A 382-nucleotide genomic window follows, 5' to 3' on the forward strand; every position below is an offset into this window, starting at 1 on the left:
GCAACGACACGATCACCGGCGGGGCGGGCAACGACACGGTCATCGGCGGCTCGGGCACCGACACCGCGGTGTATTCGGGCAGCCGGGCCAACTACACGATCTCATACAACGCAGCGACACAGACCTTCACCCTGACCGACTTGCGCAGTGGCTCACCAGACGGCACCGACACCGTCACCGGCGTCGAGTATTTCCAGTTCGGGGGCGTCGCGGTCGCCAGTTCCAGCCTCGTGCCGACCGCGGTCGAGGCGTTCGGATCGACCAGCGTGGTTCTGACGAGCGGCAACTATTACTTGAACAACATCTCCACCGGCACCGGGCCTGTTCTGAAATTCGGGGGCACCGTAGTCAACGTGGCCGATTACGGCACGTGGTCGGTCAT

1 pseudogene is annotated in these 382 nt (G+C 63.9%); it reads left to right on the top strand.

What is annotated here, in order from left to right:
• Positions 1 to 382 (top strand): annotated as a pseudogene (locus AABA84_RS34960) (M10 family metallopeptidase C-terminal domain-containing protein); the annotation flags it as partial.

It is taken from the genome of Bradyrhizobium sp. TM239, assembly GCF_036247985.1.
GTDB classification, from domain to species: domain Bacteria; phylum Pseudomonadota; class Alphaproteobacteria; order Rhizobiales; family Xanthobacteraceae; genus Bradyrhizobium; species Bradyrhizobium ottawaense.